This window comes from Cedecea sp. P7760 (genome assembly GCF_013386425.1).
Classification (GTDB): Bacteria; Pseudomonadota; Gammaproteobacteria; order Enterobacterales; family Enterobacteriaceae; genus Cedecea; species Cedecea selenatireducens.
This window is the reverse complement of record NZ_JACARU010000010.1, coordinates 15,547-30,896: the sequence shown is the minus strand read 5'-3', so window position 1 is coordinate 30,896 and position 15,350 is coordinate 15,547. Positions and strand designations below refer to the sequence as shown.

Below are 15,350 nucleotides of genomic sequence, written 5' to 3'. Positions count from 1 at the left end.
TAAACATAAGTAATTCATATATATATGATTAGAAATTGCGCATTCGGGTTGCATTAAGAGCGAAATTTGAAATGGTTCACAAAGTTCCCTGATATTAACATTTAGTTACACATATTTTCCTTTTGAAACTCAGTTTAGACATTTGTAGCACTTTCAGGCTAGCGAAACGGTTTCATGGATGGAAAGATGCCAGACAGATACAGAAAGACACCAAACTATCCTCAATAGTTCCGTAAAGAATTATTGACGGCAGTGGCAGGTGTCCATAAAAACCACAATGAGGGTAATAAATAATGATGAAGCGCAATATTCTGGCAGTGGTAATCCCTGCTCTGCTGGTAGCCGGTGCAGCAAACGCTGCAGAAATTTATAACAAAGACGGCAACAAAGTAGACCTGTACGGTAAAGCGGTAGGTCTGCATTACTTCGCTAAAGATAACGGTGCGAACGCTCAGGGTAACGGCGACAAAACTTACGCCCGTCTTGGCTTCAAAGGCGAAACTCAAATTAACAGCCAACTGACCGGTTACGGCCAGTGGGAATACAACTTCCAGGGTAACAACTCTGAAGGTGCTGACGCTCAGAAAGGGAACAAAACCCGTCTGGCCTTCGCGGGTCTGAAATTCGGTGATGCTGGCTCCTTCGACTACGGTCGTAACTACGGTCTGGTTTACGACGCAATCGGCGTAACCGACATGCTGCCAGAGTTCGGCGGTGACACCGGCAACAGCGACAACTTCTTCTCCGGCCGTAACGGTGGTCTCGCAACTTACCGTAACAGCGGTTTCTTCGGCCTGGTTGACGGTCTGGACTTCGGCGTTCAGTACCTGGGCAAAAACGATCGTGCTGGCAACGCAACCCGCTCTAACGGTGACGGCTGGGCAAGCTCCGCAAGCTACACCGTTGATGGCTTCGGCATCGTAGGTGCTTACGGCGCGGCTGACCGCACTAACGATCAGCAAGCCCTGACATACGGTCACGGCGCTAAAGCAGAGCAGTGGGCTACCGGCCTGAAATATGATGCGAACAACATCTACCTGGCCGCGCTGTACGGTGAAAGCCGCAACGCTACCCGTCTGACCATCAACGGTACCGATGGCTTCCTGAACAAAACTCAGGACTTCTCCGTTGTAGCACAGTACCAGTTCGATTTCGGTCTGCGTCCATCCATCGCTTACTACAAATCTAAAGCGAAAAATGTTGAAGGTATCGGCAGCGAAGATTACCTCAACTACATTGATATCGGCGCGACTTACTACTTCAACAAAAACATGTCCACCTATGTTGACTATCAGATCAACCAGATCGATAAAAACAACAAGCTGGGCGTGGGTGCAGACGACACCGTTGCTGTTGGTATCGTTTACCAGTTCTAATTTCAGCCATTTGTTTGTCTGAAATGTTTAAAAACAGGGCTTCGGCCCTGTTTTTTTATGGCAAAAAAGTAGAATAAACCCGATGTTATCGCTAACCGTCTCTTTTTGTCGCAAACGGTTGGCAATTCGTAAAACAGCAGTTAACCTGAAAGCGATTTCCCCCGATATCACTAATGGAACCCGTCATGTTTGAGAACATTACCGCTGCCCCTGCCGATCCTATTCTTGGTCTGGCCGACCTGTTTCGCGCCGACGATCGTCCAACCAAAATCAACCTCGGCATCGGGGTCTATAAGGACGAGACCGGTAAAACGCCGGTACTGACCAGCGTTAAGAAAGCCGAGCTGTATCTGCTGGAAAATGAGACCACCAAGAACTATCTGGGTATTGATGGTATTCCAGAATTTGGCCGCTGCACGCAAGAGCTGCTGTTCGGTAAAGGCAATGCCCTGATTGCCGACAAACGTGCTCGTACCGCGCAAACCCCAGGCGGTACCGGTGCGCTGCGCGTGGCCGCTGACTTCCTGGCAAAAAATACCTCAGCGAAACGCGTTTGGGTAAGCAACCCAAGCTGGCCTAACCACAAAAGCGTGTTTAACGCCGCCGGTCTGGAAGTGAAAGAGTACGCCTACTATGATGCGGAAAATCACAGCCTGGACTTTGATGGTCTGGTTGCCAGCCTGCAGGCTGCCGAAGCCGGTGACGTGGTGCTGTTCCACGGCTGCTGCCATAACCCTACCGGGATCGATCCTACCGCCGAACAGTGGAAAACGCTGGCAGAAATGTCACTGGCCAAAGGCTGGCTGCCGCTGTTTGACTTCGCCTACCAGGGCTTTGCCCGCGGTCTGGAAGAGGATGCGGAAGGCCTGCGTATTTTTGCTGCCGGCCACAAAGAGCTGCTGGTGGCGAGTTCCTATTCCAAGAACTTCGGCCTGTACAACGAACGCGTAGGCGCTTTCACGCTGGTTGCCACCGATGCCGACACCGCTGACCGTTCATTCAGCCAGGTGAAATCGGTTATTCGCGCCAACTATTCTAACCCACCTGCGCACGGTGCCTCCGTCGTGGCAACCATTCTCAGCAATGACGCGCTGCGTACCATGTGGGAACAAGAGCTGACCGACATGCGCCAGCGCATTCACCGTATGCGTCAGCTGTTTGTGAATACCCTGCAGGAGAAAGGCGCCAACCGCGACTTCAGCTTCATCATCAATCAAAACGGGATGTTCTCGTTCAGCGGCCTGACCAAAGAACAGGTGCTGCGCCTGCGCGAAGAGTTTGGCGTTTACGCCGTGGCATCCGGCCGCGTCAACGTGGCGGGCATGACCCCGGATAACATGGCGCCGCTGTGTGAAGCCATCGTGGCCGTGCTGTAAAACTACAGCCAGCAAAAAGCAAAAGAGCCGCATAAGCGGCTCTTTTTTTTACTCGAAAACATATTTACCAGACCGGCTGCTCGTCCTGTAAGAACGGATTATGCAGACGTTCGTAGCCCAGGGTAGACATCGGCCCGTGGCCGGGAATAAAGGTCACATCATCCCCCAGCGGCAGCAATTTACGCTTGATTGAATCAATCAACGCCGCGTGGTCACCACGTGGAAAATCGCTGCGCCCCACTCCGCCTTTAAAGATGACATCACCAGAAACCAGCAAACGAGAGGCCTCATCGAAGAAGACGATATGGCCAGGCGTATGCCCCGGACAATGCAACACCTGTAAAGTCACATTCCCTACGGCGACACTTTCCCCTTCGTTTAACCAGCGATCCGGCGTCAGAGGCTGACACTCGTCGAGGCCAAACATTCGGCTTTGCTGCGGCAAGCCCTGCAGCCAGAACTCATCTTCTTTTTCCGGACCTACAACCGGCGCGCCGTAATGTGCCGCCAGCTCGGCCGCCGCGCCAACGTGATCGAGATGACCGTGCGTCAGCAAAATTTGGCTAACCTTTACGCCTTTCTGCGCCACTTCCTGCTTGATACGCGCCGCATCGCCGCCGGGATCCACCAGCGCCGCCTGCTGCGTTTCCTCGCACCAAATAAGAGAACAGTTCTGGGCAAAAGCCGTGACCGGAATAATGTGATAGTTCATGCTGCTCCATTACCGGCAACAAAGCCGGATTCCGTTGTTTTACCAGTGCCTTACCGGCCCGGTATCAATATGCACAAAGTCGCTGCTGGGGTAGTATCCTACACCACCTGCGCGCATAGATAATGCCGCTTTGCGAATATTGCTTAACGAAACCCCTTCAATATGAAAATCCATCGCCTGGCCTTTGGTGTGGTAGCTTTTTTTCGCTACGCCGCGGCTGTGAGCGCGAAGTTCGTTATTGGTGTCGATGGAGCGGTAGCCAGAAATCAGCTGCACCGGTTTGTTGGTACCCAACAGCCCCTGCAGGCGATAGAGTTGGTCAAACAGTGAAGGATCGATGGATTTAATCTTGTTCGCCCGGTAATCCCGGAAGAAGTGATTAAGTCTTGCTAATTCATCCTGAATATAGCCTCTGCCATCAAAAAACTCGGCTTTCAGTGACTCTCCGGTATGCAGGTTATTGAGAGTCAAAATACGCGGGCGTGGTGTCGAGAGGGTGGCAAACGACGGCAAAGGCATGAGAGCGGCACCGAAAGCCACGCCCCCCAAAGCCAGTAGCTTGCGGCGATTAGCGTCAAATTTGTCCATGATATCCAGGTCTACAGGTAATAAAATGATGGTTTAATATGCACTTTTGCGCACTGCCATCGCACCATAGCTGCCCGAATCCGGGGAGTCAAGGCACGATAAAACCCAGCAACGGCGGGCCCTGCAACGGGCCCGGCTGGGTTTTACATTTTCTACGACCACTAATTCATTAGAAATGTTGCGTTTAGCGGATTAATAACCCGGCTTTTGCGAGGTTTTGTGCGCCAGATCGCGCGGTGAGATCATAATTGTAAATATCTGTACGAAACTCGGTTCGCCCCTCTTTCCCGACAAACGCCGTCAGATAGTAGAGATTAACCGGAATGTTATGGCGGATATTCACGTATTTGGTATTCCCTTCCTGCAACGTACTGGAAATACGTGAGTCATTCCACCCGGCATCCTGCAGTAACATGTTCGCAAGCTCCGAGGCTTTATTCACGCGCACACAGCCGGAACTCAGCGCCCTTGCATCCTTCTGGAAGAGGTTATGGTTAGGCGTGTCGTGCAAATAGATGGCATCTGAACTTGGCATATTAAACTTGTAGCGCCCAAGCGAGTTCTGCGTGCCTGGTTTTTGCTGGAAGCGGAACGGCAGGTTGTTCTCGGTAATCGTCGACCAGTCAACGCGCCACGGGTCAATTGTCTCAGCGTTATTGCTCCAGCCGCGGATCACGCTATAGCCGTGCTGCTCGAGGTAGCCTGGGTTCTGGCGGACCTTTGGCAAAAGATCTTTTCGGGCAAGCGTCGGCGGCACGTTCCAGGGCGGATTAACCACCACGTTATTTAACGCGCTGCTCATCATCGGGGTTTTACGATCCGGACGCCCAACGATAACGCGTGAAGCCAGCGCTTCATTGCCGTTAAGGTAGTAAACCAGCGAATAGTTAGGAATGTTCACCATAATGCCGGTATCGAGTTTGTCCGGCAGCAGCCGCAGGCGCTGAATGTTCAACGCTATCAGCGCCGCACGCTGCTGGGGCGTCACGTTAAGCCAGTCGCGCGTCAGCTGGCCAATCGCGCCGTCCGGGCCTAGCCCTTGCCACTGCTGGAAGCGTTTTACGCCGTCAACAAGGTCGCGGCCGTAAACCCCGCGCGCGGCGGCCTGCTGCTTTTTGCCGGCTGACGCGGGAATATCTTCAACGTTAATCGCTGACGGGCTTACCGTGACATCGGCAACGGTGGTAGAACCCGAGGCTTTATCCTGGAGCATACCTGTGCGGGCAAGGATCTCGCGCAGCGCGCCAACATCATTACTCCACTGCCCCGGTCTCAGCGTCTCTTTACCGGTTATTTGCGGCCACGGACGAGTATCACCCAACAGATGAATCAGGGACTGGTGAAGCTGAGCATATTGCGGATGCTGTGGCGCAAGGCTGTCAATAAAGTTCACCAGTGAACCCTGGTCGACGGCAACCTGCCACTGGTTAATCACCGAAAGCGGCGGCGTTTTTAACTTATAAGGCGTGCTGCTGTAAAGCCAGCGATTGCCGTCAATCGGGATGCCGGAGACAAACTGCAGGTAGCCCATCATGGCATCGGACAGCACCACATCACGCGCCATACCGCTCACGCCAGGATCGGTCAGCAGTTCAACCCATTGGCTAAACTGTGGCTGGATACCGGCAATGGCGACTTCCGCCAGCTGCTGCTGAAAGGCTTTTACCGCATCGCGATTTTCCCACATTGGCTTCATGTCTCGCGCGGCGTAAAAGGCCGACAGCGCGTTGAGGTAAACCGGCGTGTAGCCCGCAGGCAATCCAGCAATAAGCTGCGAGCGGCTTTGCGCGGCAGACATGGTGGAAGTGTTGGTTGGCAACGTACCGGCCATTGTGGCCGTTGCCGTAGACTGCGCCAAAGGCTGATTGAGTTCCGTGGGCCGATCGGTCTGAAAAGCAGAGCTGTCGGAGGGAACCACGGCAGGCTCGTCGGCCTGCGCCGCAAACAGTGGAGCGAAACTGAGCGCCAGGCAGTAACCGACTGCTGACAATCGAAAATCTTTACCTTTTCTAAGCAACATCCCTTGCCCCCTGTTTATTACTGTGCTCACCGTCAAAGGCGGGAAGTATTCATCACTAGTATATAAACAGTAAAAACCATTTGCCTGACAAAATGTAAAGAAAATTAAAGATTAAGACTGTTCGTGGCAAAGAAAAAGCGGGCCGGGGCCCGCTTGATAAATTGACAACCTGGATTGCTGATTTTTACGACGCGTCTGCCGTTTCCGAACCCGGCTGTGGTTCTGGCAGTACCGGGGCCGCAAAGCCACGCAGGCCAACAACGTGAACGTGTTCGCTGTTCTGGAACACCTTACGCACCAGCTTGTAGGTGGTGCCTTTTTCCGGGCTGATGTTTTCTGGCGCCGCAATAATCAATTGCATTTCCAGTCGTTCACACAGCTCAAACAGCGTGGCGATGGACTTGGCATCCAGACGTGCGGCTTCATCAAGGAACAGCAGGCGACAAGGGGAAATGTCTTTCCCACGCAGGCGCTGAGACTCGTCTTCCCAGCTCTGCACAACCATCACCAGGATAGACATCCCGGTCCCGATAGCTTCCCCGGTAGACAGCGCCCCACTCTCCGCACGCAGCCAGCCGTCCGAGCCACGGTTTACCTCAACTTCCATTTCCAGGTAGTTACGGTAATCCAGCAGCTCTTCGCCAATGGTCTGCGGCGTGCGCTGGCCCATGTCTATCTGCGGGTTCAGGCGCTGATAAAGCTTCGCCAGCGCTTCTGAGAAGGTCAGGCGGTTGCTGTTAAACAGATCCTGATGCTGCTCATGCTGCTCGGAAAGGACGTTCAGCAGCGTAGCATGCGCCTCTCGCACGTTAACGTTAAGGCGAACGCTCTTCACCTGACCAAAGGAGACGCTTTGCAGCCCCTGGTTAAGCATGCGAATACGGTTCTGCTCACGCTGAATAGTCTTGCGAATAATGTTCGCCACGCTTCGGGAGCTGATAGCCAACTTCTGCTCGCGCGAGGTCAGCTCTTCCGTCAGGCGTCCCAGCTCAATTTCCATCTGCTCGATGGCTTCAACCGGGTCGTCGGTACGGATGATATCCTGACGGATACGCTCGCGCAGATGCTGGTAAACAGCAACGAAGAACTGAATCTTACGCTCAGGGCGCTTCGGATCTTCTGACATACGCAGTACATCGCGCAGATGTTCGTTGTCCGCAACGGCCAGGCGCAGGGCACCCAACGCTTTATCCGACATGGAACGCAGATCGTCCCCGGAGAGATAGGCCAGTTCACGACGGTGCAGGCGGCGCTCAACGCCGTTGTCTTTCACCATACGCATCACCGCGCACCAGCCCGCTTTCGCGGTCACAACCTGCTCGCGCATCTCAAAGTAGTTACGCTCAAGCTGCTTCAGTTTGCGGGTGAGGTTATTCATCTCCGCTTCGCAATAGGTCAGCTGTTTCTCAAGCTGATTACGGCGTGAACGGTTGTTGCTAAGCGCAGTATGCAGCTCATCCCGGCGCGCACGAGCCCTTTCTTCTGCCCCGGCATCGGCACGAACCCCGATATCCTGCAGCTCTTTGTGCAGATCGGTCAGCAGCTCTTTCTTGGTATCAAACGAACTTTTCAGCGACGCCATTAGCTGGCTGTACTGGCCTAGCTGCTGAGCATGCTGACGCAGCGCTTCACGGGAACGCGTACGCTCGACTTCAGCCTGTTCCAGACGCTGGCGCAGCTTCTCGTTCAGGTCACTGTTACCGTCCAGCATGGCCGCAGAATCGCTGTAGCTGAAGTGAGCGCGACGCTGCACGACTTCGGTCAGCGCAAAGGCACGCTGGCGGGCGTCACGTTGAATTTGCTGCGCGTGGGCATAATCGTCCTTCAGCTGCTCGAACTGTTCAGGATCGCTCTGCAGAACGTTGACGATACCTTCCAGCTTAATAAGCTGATTGCCGTGCTGCTGAATAAAGCGGGCAGACTCTTCGGCTTCGTCCAGGCGCTCCTGAATTTCGTCGCAGCGGTCGGCCAGCGTTTCGTCATTCAGCAGGCTAATGCGCGGCAGCAGGCGGTTAAGCTGGGCCACGCCCTCTTTCGCCTGGTCGAACTGCTGACGCTGCTGCTGATTGTCATTTTCGTGGTTGTTGATCGCCCGCTCAATTTCGCCACGACGGCTGTTGAGGTGGCGAATTTCAGCTTCCGGATCGTCTTCAAACGCCACGCCCAGATGCTGGCCGATAAAGCGGCTAAAGGACTGGTGCAGGCGCTGGTTTTTCTGCACGTCAAAAGAGAGCGTGGCAAAACGTTCAGCAAGTGACTCCCGCTCGTTGTGCAGCGCTTCAAGACGGTTTTCACGCGCGGCACGGCCAAACAGCGGCAGCTCCGGCAGGCGCGAATAGCGCCACTGGCGTTCAGCGGTTTTGACAAGTACCGCCGCGCCCATATCTTCAACGGTGAACACGCTGTCATCGAACGAAGACGGATCCCCTTCAATCAGGTAAAGATCTTCCGGGCAGTCTTCCAGATTTTCCAGCTGCTCGCGCACCAGGGAAAGATCCGGCACCACGATAGCGTGGCGGGATGGCCCGTAGAGCGCGGAGAAGTACGGCGCATCTTCGAGGCCGATGTCATCGTAAATTTCAGACAGCAGGACGCCGCCAAAGCGTTCGGCCAGCGCGTTGAGGCGCGGATCTTCTGCACCGCCAGGCTGGCTGAGGCGTTCGATTTCGTCATCCACGGCACGTTTACGCGCCCCGACTTCATCACGCTCAACGGTAGATTCACGTTCACGCTCCAGCAGCTGCTGCATGTACTCAGTAACCTGCTGGCTGGCTTCGAACTGCTCACCGCTTTGCTCGCACAGCTGGGAAAGGCTGGTTTGGGCGGCAATCCATCTTGGGGCACGCAGGTTCAGCGTTTTAATACTCGCCTGCAGCTGCTCAAGCTCCTGACGCAGCGCCATACGCTGCTCGCTGGCATCGGCAACGGTTTGCTGCAGCGCACCAATCCGCTCTTCTAATTCTTCATGCAGTGCTTCAAGCTCTTCAGGATCGAACTGTTTGCCCTGGCGTTTGCAGAAATCAGCCAGCAGACGTTCGGCTTCTTGCTGCTCGCGCAGGCGCTGCTCAAGCTCATTAAGGCGCATACGCAGCGGCTGAACCTGCTCTGCCAGGTGGCGCTGATTGCTGCTGTCGCGCAGCAGTTCACGCGCCGTTTCCCACGCGTCGCTACGGCTAACCGGGCCGCTTATCGCGGTCACCAGCTGATAAGCATGTTCGAACTGGCTATGAGCGGCCTGAGCCACGCTCATTTTCTGCTCAAGAGACAGCAGCTTGTCTGTCGCTTCAATCTCTTTCGCTTTGAAGGTGTCCAACCACTCGTCGGCGCTGTCGGCGGTTAAATCCGGCAGATGACACAGTTCACGAGCGCGCTCTAACGCCTGCAATGCCTGCTGATACTGAATCGCACGCGTCTGCTGCACGTCCAGCGCCTGCTGGTAATCGGCAAGCTGGCTTTTCAGCTCATCCACTTCCAGCTCGGCGGCTTCGGCCCGGGCTTCATTTTCTTCCTGCTGCTCGTGGGCTTCAGCCACGATTTCGTTTTGCTCTTCAAGGCGAATTTGCAGCTCGTCGAGGTCAGCTTCGTAACGCTCGATCTTCTCCTGCTGGCGAATCGCCGTTTGCACCAGGTTCAGGTGATCGCTTGCGGCCTGATAATCGGTTTCAAGATCGCCTTCGGCCCCGCTGTGCTCGCCCAGCTCACGCGCCATATCAACGTGCTTATACTGCTCGGCGGACAGCTGCTGGCGGCTGGTCAGCAGTTCGCGGCGAAACTCCAGCGCTTTATCCAGATGGATACGCCGTTCGTTGGCGTGGCGCATATAGTCCGCTGCCACGTAATCCGTCGCTTCCGAAATCAGGTGTTTGAACAGGTCGCGGTCGGACTGGGTAACGCGAATCGCTTCCAGCGTCATGCGGTTTTCACGCAGCGCCGCCTCCATGTCCTGGAAGGCTTTACGCACGCCGCCGTTTTCCGGCAACAGATAGTCACGCAGGGAGCGGGTAATCGCGCTGGAAATCCCGCCGTACAGCGAGGCTTCAATCAGGCGATAGTATTTACTGCGGTCTGCGGCACTGCGCAGGCGACGCGCCACGATGCCCAGATCGAACATCAGCGAGTGGTAGTCGGTGATGGAGTTAAACTGCTTGAACTGCACGCCTTCAATGGCTTCAACTTTGTCCTTCAGCTCCTGCAGGCTGAGCACGCGAGCCTGTCGCTCGTTCAGCGTTTCGGTCAGCAGTTGAGTCGGCTGAATAGAGGTCGGCAGGCCCTGAATAGCAAAAGGTTTGATGTCGACTTTACGATCGCGCCCGGCAACCTGCTGCAGGCGAACGCCTACCACAACGCGCTGATGGCGGGAGTTGATCACGTCCAGCGTGGAGTAACACACGCCGGCTTTAAGCTTACCGTGCAGACCTTTATCGCGAGAGCCCGAGGTGGCACCGGCTTCGGTGGTGTTACGGAAGTGCAGCAGGGTTAAATCCGGGATAAGCGCCGTGACGAAGGCCGCCATGGTGGTGGATTTACCCGCGCCGTTACCGCCGGAAAGCGTGGTGACCAGCTCGTCGAGATCGAAGGTGCGGGCGAAGAAACCGTTCCAGTTAACCAGCGTCAGCGAGCGAAATTTTCCGCGTTCAATCATTCCTGTTCATCCTCCGCGTTATCTAGTCCTGGTTGTGGCTCATCGCTTTCATCGTTGAGCTGCAGGCGGCTTTCCACCGCCATGGCTTCGCCGTCGCGAATCATGCGCAGCTGGGCTTCACGCGGGTCATCGCCGCTACGCACATCGGCGCCGAAGCGGAAGACCGACTCGGTGATGCGGAATTTGCTGCTGTCATGGCCCATAAACCAGATCATGCCGAGGCGGCGCAAACGGGTCAGAGAGGCGCGGACTTTCTCCTGCAGTTTCTGACGGTCGAGATCGGAGCCCGTAGAGCGGTTATTCACCAGCTTCAGCAGCTTGTTTTCATCCGCTAGCGTCAGCAACTCGTCGTACAGCTCCTGCTGAGTAAAGATTCCTTCGTTGGCCAGACGTTCCGGGCTGAGGTAGAGATAACAAAGGATTTTACCGACCATCATGTCCAGCTCGGAGAGCACCGAACGCGGAATGAGCGTGGTGGAGCGAGGACGCAGATAGAAAAAACCTTCCGGCGCGCGAATCAACTCAACGTTGTAGCGCGCGTAAAACTCTTCCAGATATTCCTGGAAATCCATCAAAAAGGCGTGATTGTCCAGCTCTTCGAGGCCAATGTGGCGCCCGGCGCGCAGCTGACTGTCGAGCGCAGGAAAGAGAGGATTGGCCAGCGCCTGTGCCAGTTTAACCGGCATCACTTGTTCAATATTTGTTGATGACATGCGCCTGTACCTTGGCTCCGTAATCGTTAATGGTTTGCCACTTCGCCGGCAATCCTGTGAAATCCGCTTCCGCTACACCCAGACGTACCGCCTGGTCTACAACAATACGTGCAACGTCGAAATGACGTGCGCGCGGGTATTGCACGAGGTAGTCACGCACTACAACCCCCAAATCGAGGGGCACTTGCTTCGTTTTGTAGACCTGCAGCGCCGCTTCAATCAGCGCCGCCAGCTGTTCACGAATTTCGTTAAATTCTTCAAACTCGAGCTCGTTAGGCAACTCGCCCGTCACTTCTTCATCACGCAGCGCCATCTCTTCATCACGCATATCCAGCAGACGATCGGCGCTGGAATAGGTCAGCGCCCATGGCGCATCGAAGTAATTTTGTACCGACTGGCGAAGGCGTTGAGCAAAGACGCGGTTTTTATCCATATCGATAGCGGTACGGATAAATTTATGCACGTGGCGGTCGTAGCCTATCCACAGGTCGATAGCTTGCTGACCCCAGCTGATAATGCGGTCGAGTTTGCTTTGCAGGTCAAACACCAGGCGATCAACAAAGTGAAGGTCGTCGCGCCCCAGGGTAGAGTCCTGCACTCGCAGCAGATTTGCCTGCAGCTTATCCCCTGCGGCCTCCAGCGTATCCTGCAGTTCACGCAGCGTGCCGGATGTCTCCGACAGCAGCAGCTCACAGCTCGAAATGGCCGCACGCCAGTCTTTGTTCAACAGTTGGGCAATGTCATCTTTTACCTGCTGCTGCTGTTCGTCCATGATGCGTTGGGTAAGATCGATGCTGTCAAAGATCTCCGCCACGGAATATTTCAGCGGCGCGTAAACGTTACGGTGCCAGTGGAACTCGTCGCCATTTTCATCCGCAGCGTCAGCGGCGCGTTTAAGCTCACCCGCAACGATAGAAAGCTGCATAGACAGGCGCAGCGTGGAAAACTCGCGCTGGCGAATGTAGTAGTCGGTAATACCGATACCCAGCGGCGTCAGGCGATAAATAGCGTTGCCTTCGGTTAGCTCGCTTACGAAGCGGTTAAGCAGGCGCTGGCGTACCATATCGTTGATGGCGTTATTGGCGCGCACATTGATCGTTTCGCTGGTTTGTTCAAAACCGTCGCTCACGTGGCGAAACGCATCAATGAGTTCTCCCTCGCTCAGCTCACCGTCAAGACGCTCGCCGTTTAAGGTGGCAACGGCCAGCAAAAACGTCAGGCGCTCGGTGGGCAGCGAAATCGAAAAATCATTTTTCCTGGCCCAGGCAACCAGTTCAGGCACTGTCTGGGAAAAATCACTCATAATTTATCCTTGGCTCTGCGGCTTAAACGCGGTTACGTGAATATAGCGGCCGAGACTGATAAACGGCTCCTGCCGGCAATAACGCGTCTCCAGCGTCAGCAAATCGTCAAAACCATCTCGTTGTTTGTGTTTATCTCGCAGGTAGTCGTGGAACACCCGCACGCCGGTTTTACCGGTAATTTGCCAGCCAATTTGCTCCAGCCAGTGGTAAACCTGTTCTGGCTGCAGCGGATTGTCGGGCGAAAGGGTTTTGCGCTTATTTTTTTTCATCCCCTGCAGCACATATTCGAAGTTCCCGACGAACATGTTTCGCATCAGCAGGCCGTTTGCATTGTAGAACATTAGCGACAAAGTGCCGCCGGGACGCAAACAATCCCAAAGCGCTTTTAGCACGGCCTGAGGGTCAGTGACCCACTCGAGCACCGCATGAAACAATATCAGATCAACCGGGCTTTCCAAACGTTGGGCCATATCCTGAGCGGCAGATTGTACAAAATGCATGTTGTCGCTCACACCTTTATCCTGGGCGAGCATTTTTGCACGTGCAATCATCCCGGCGGACACATCACAAAGCACAACTTCATGACCCCGCTCGGCAAATCGGGTCGCCGTTTGCCCTTCACCACCGCCGGCATCCAGCACCCTTATGGCTGCAGGTTGGGTAGCAAGAAAAGCATCCAGATCCTGCCAGAGGATCGCCTGCCGCAACTGGCCTTTGGTTGTGCCATAGATATTGTGCGAAAACTTCTCGGCAATATCGTCAAAATTGCGGTCACCCATGGGTACAGCTCCGTGGCAAAAGAGGTCATCTGACAAAACCGCTATTTTGGCACAGCCGGGACGAGAATGAACCCATCTGGTGTAATATCACAGGCGTTTACCTGCCGGATGGTTAAAAAGGATCCGAAATTCATGCTTTTTATACTGAAAAAAATCATTGGCGGGATGTTGCTGCCCCTGCCTTTCCTGCTGTTGACCATGGGCGTTAGCCTGGCGCTGCTGTGGTTTACCCGCTGGCAGAAAACGGCCAAAGGATTACTTACCGCAAGCTGGCTGGTGCTTTTCCTGATTAGCCTGCAGCCCGTTGCCGACTGGATGTTAAAACCTATTGAAGACACTTACGCCACTCGCCAGCAGGGTGATAACGCGCGCTACATCGTGGTGCTGGGCGGCGGCTATACGTGGAACCCGGACTGGGCTCCCAGCTCCAACCTGATCAACAACAGTTTACCGCGACTCACCGAAGCGATTCGTCTGAAACAGCTGAATCCAGGGGCAAAACTTATCTTTACCGGAGCCAGGGCGATGACCAATGCCGTTAGCACGGCGGAGGCCGGTGCCAGGGTTGCGGAAAGTCTTGGGATTTCCAGAGAGGACATCATCACCCTCGATTCCCCCAAAGATACTGAAGAGGAAGCGCACGCCGTGGCGAAGCTGATAGGCCAGCAGCCGTTTATCCTAGTGACATCCGCTTCGCATCTTCCACGCGCGATGATCTTCTTCACCCGAGCCGGGCTACATCCGCTCCCGGCACCGGCCAATCAGCTGGCGATAACCTCTCCGCTTAATCCGTGGGAGAAGGCTATCCCCGACTCGGTATGGCTGATGCACAGCGAGCGCGTGGGCTATGAAACGCTGGGACGCATCTGGCAATGGCTGAAAGGCTCCTCAGGAGAGCCAGGGCAGTAGCGATTTCGACGCATTATCAAAGACCGGCCGGTTCAAACGGCCGGTTTGCAACAGCTGAGCCACCTCATCCCACAATACATACAGCCAGCGCCGCCACAGGAAAGACTCGGCTACCGGCGCGCGCTGCAGGTAGTGCCAAAGCAAACCCTCGGCCTGGCCCGGCTCAGCGAGGCGAAACAGTTCATATTCCCGCGGAGCCCATAGCATCACGCCGGGGTTCACCATCGCCAGCAGCTGATCGCTACGCGAATCCTTGAGCATGCTGCGAAGGGAGAAGTTGCCGTGGATCAGCACGCAATTATCGCTAAAATCCTCGAACATTCGCGGCAGGCACTCGCGGGTGCGAAACAGGATGCGTTTATCCTGCATCGTTAACCCCGTGTTCTGGTACTGATTGAGCGTGCTCCAGAGCACCTCTACCCGCTGGCGATACCAGTGCGGCCAGATATTTTCCTGTGTACTGTCCACATTGCCTACACAGCCGCTGCTGTCCACGCGATGCCAGGCAAGCAGGCCTTCAACAATCTGATCTTTCAGCTGCTCCCAGCGATTGGGCGTGCGGGTTGGTGCTTCGCCGGGAACGCCGCGCAGACGCTCCATCAGCAGAACATCCGGTCCAGGATGTTCTTCGTGAGTGAGCACGCCGTAAACCACCGGCATTCTCACCGTACCGGAACGCGCCAGCATCGACATTTTCCACGCCAGCTGTGCCGCCAGGCCCGGCGAGGTAAAGCTTTTAGCCAGTAACGGCATGGCATGACCGCCGCTGTCGTAGAGCGACCAAAGCGCAGTTTCCGCATGCTCGCTAATGCACTCAATACGGCTTAGCTTCTCACCCAGCAGATGGCTTAACTCCTTACGCAGCAATTCCATACCGATTTCCCCTGGTAATACTGTTGATTTAATAATGAGCGCACCAGGCGAAGTTGTC

General features: G+C 55.0%; 11 protein-coding genes. 3 read left to right on the top strand and 8 right to left on the bottom strand.

Annotation, left to right across the window (positions count from 1 at the left end; translation table 11 throughout):
* The first annotated feature begins 293 nt into the window (after nt 1-293).
* Complete coding sequence (gene ompF / locus HX778_RS03985) at nt 294-1,376, top strand: porin OmpF (protein ID WP_038473998.1); 1,083 nt, start codon at nt 294-296, stop codon at nt 1,374-1,376.
* A 185-nt stretch (nt 1,377-1,561) separates the two neighbouring features.
* Nucleotides 1,562-2,752: an amino acid aminotransferase gene (locus tag HX778_RS03980; RefSeq protein WP_038474000.1), complete on the top strand. Its 1,191-nt coding sequence runs from the start codon at nt 1,562-1,564 to the stop codon at nt 2,750-2,752.
* Nucleotides 2,753-2,816: 64 nt separating this feature from the next.
* On the opposite strand, the gene HX778_RS03975 is transcribed toward HX778_RS03980, so the two are convergent.
* The 7 genes from HX778_RS03975 to cmoM all read right to left on the bottom strand — a co-directional run bounded on the left by HX778_RS03975 (nt 2,817) and on the right by cmoM (nt 13,510).
* A complete protein-coding gene (locus HX778_RS03975; RefSeq protein WP_176981338.1) occupies nt 2,817-3,464 on the bottom strand; it encodes an MBL fold metallo-hydrolase in 648 nt (215 codons plus the stop codon).
* A gap of 39 nt (nt 3,465-3,503) precedes the next feature.
* A complete protein-coding gene (locus HX778_RS03970; protein ID WP_038474005.1) occupies nt 3,504-4,052 on the bottom strand; it encodes a YcbK family protein in 549 nt (182 codons plus the stop codon).
* 184 nt (nt 4,053-4,236) lie between these two features.
* Nucleotides 4,237-6,072 carry a L,D-transpeptidase gene (gene ldtD / locus HX778_RS03965; protein ID WP_038474008.1) on the bottom strand — a complete coding sequence of 612 codons (1,836 nt, stop codon included), beginning with the start codon at nt 6,070-6,072 and terminating at the stop codon, nt 4,237-4,239.
* Between the two features lie 184 nt (nt 6,073-6,256).
* Nucleotides 6,257-10,714, bottom strand: coding sequence for a chromosome partition protein MukB (gene mukB, locus HX778_RS03960; RefSeq protein WP_176981337.1), 4,458 nt, complete (start codon nt 10,712-10,714; stop codon nt 6,257-6,259).
* Nucleotides 10,711-11,427: a chromosome partition protein MukE gene (gene mukE / locus HX778_RS03955; RefSeq protein ID WP_038474013.1), complete on the bottom strand. Its 717-nt coding sequence runs from the start codon at nt 11,425-11,427 to the stop codon at nt 10,711-10,713. Before mukE ends, mukB begins: the two co-directional genes overlap by 4 nt.
* The gene (gene mukF / locus HX778_RS03950) at nt 11,408-12,730 is read right to left on the bottom strand and encodes a chromosome partition protein MukF (protein ID WP_038474015.1); all 1,323 of its coding nucleotides are present in this window, start codon (nt 12,728-12,730) and stop codon (nt 11,408-11,410) included. Before mukF ends, mukE begins: the two co-directional genes overlap by 20 nt.
* A 3-nt stretch (nt 12,731-12,733) precedes the next feature.
* Complete coding sequence (gene cmoM / locus HX778_RS03945) at nt 12,734-13,510, bottom strand: tRNA uridine 5-oxyacetic acid(34) methyltransferase CmoM (protein ID WP_038474017.1); 777 nt, start codon at nt 13,508-13,510, stop codon at nt 12,734-12,736.
* 132 nt (nt 13,511-13,642) lie between these two features.
* Here cmoM and elyC point away from each other — a divergent pair, with 132 nt between their 5' ends.
* Nucleotides 13,643-14,419 (top strand): envelope biogenesis factor ElyC, encoded by a 777-nt coding sequence (gene elyC / locus HX778_RS03940; protein ID WP_176981336.1) that lies wholly within the window; start codon nt 13,643-13,645, stop codon nt 14,417-14,419.
* Here elyC and HX778_RS03935 read toward each other — a convergent pair.
* On the bottom strand, nt 14,399-15,292 hold the full coding sequence (locus tag HX778_RS03935) for a YcbJ family phosphotransferase (RefSeq protein ID WP_038474019.1): 894 nt from the start codon (nt 15,290-15,292) through the stop codon (nt 14,399-14,401). The two genes, elyC and HX778_RS03935, sit on opposite strands and share 21 nt — an antisense overlap.
* Nucleotides 15,293-15,350: the final 58 nt, after the last annotated feature.